The organism is Alcanivorax sp. HI0083 (assembly GCF_001635175.1).
In genome coordinates, this window is sequence record NZ_LWFX01001549.1 from 1 (window position 1) to 863 (window position 863).

An 863-nucleotide genomic window follows, 5' to 3' on the forward strand; every position below is an offset into this window, starting at 1 on the left:
TTGTTTACGCGGTGATGTCTGAAGAGCTGGGCTTGTTGGGCAATGTGGCGCTGATCAGCGGCTTTATTCTGCTGGGCTGGCGGGTGTTTCGTGTGGGGCATCGTCTGGAAGAGCGCGGGCTGCTGTACCACGCCTATGTGGTTTATGGCTGTGCCTTCGTCTTTTGCTCTCAGGCGTTTATCAACCTGGGCGTGAATATGGGCCTGTTGCCCACCAAGGGCCTGACGCTGCCGTTTATCAGTTACGGGGGCTCTTCGCTGCTGATCTCAGCCGCAATGGTAGGGCTTATTCTTCGCGCCGGGGCGGAAGCCGATCACCTGAAAGCCAGGGGGAGGGCAGCACGATGAGTCGCACCGTCCTGATTATGGCGGGTGGTACCGGCGGGCATGTGTTCCCGGCCTTGGCCGTGGCCGACCAACTGCGTGCGCGGGGCTTCGAAATCCTCTGGCTGGGCGCGGAAAACGGCATGGAAGGCAAGCTGGTGCGCCAGTATGGCTACGAGATTGCTGAGCTGTCCGTGTCCCGTCTGCGCGGTGGTGGCATCAAGCGCAAGCTGACGGCCCCCTTCAATTTGCTGCGGGCTGTATTACAGGCGCGCCAGTTGATTCGTGCCCGTCAGCCGGTGCTGGCGGTGGGCTTTGGCGGCTTTGCCAGTGGCCCAGGCGGACTGGCGGCCAAGCTGTGCAAGGTGCCGGTGGTGGTCCATGAGCAGAATGCGGTTCCCGGGCTGACCAATCGCCTGTTGTCCCGTCTGGCCACGGTGACCCTGGAAGGCTTTCAGGGTGCCTTTGGCAATCCGCAGGCCTGCTGGGTGGGCAACCCGGTGCGTCCGGAAATTACCGCTCTGGATGAGCCTGCTCGCC

General features: G+C 62.5%; 2 protein-coding genes. Both read left to right on the forward strand.

Annotation, left to right across the window (positions count from 1 at the left end; translation table 11 throughout):
- The coding region (locus A3754_RS23225) for an FtsW/RodA/SpoVE family cell cycle protein (protein WP_197468807.1) at window positions 1-347 on the forward strand (347 nt) is incomplete at its 5' end.
- The coding region (locus A3754_RS23230; RefSeq protein WP_197468808.1) for a glycosyltransferase at window positions 344-863 on the forward strand (520 nt) is incomplete at its 3' end. The genes A3754_RS23225 and A3754_RS23230, both read left to right, overlap by 4 nt.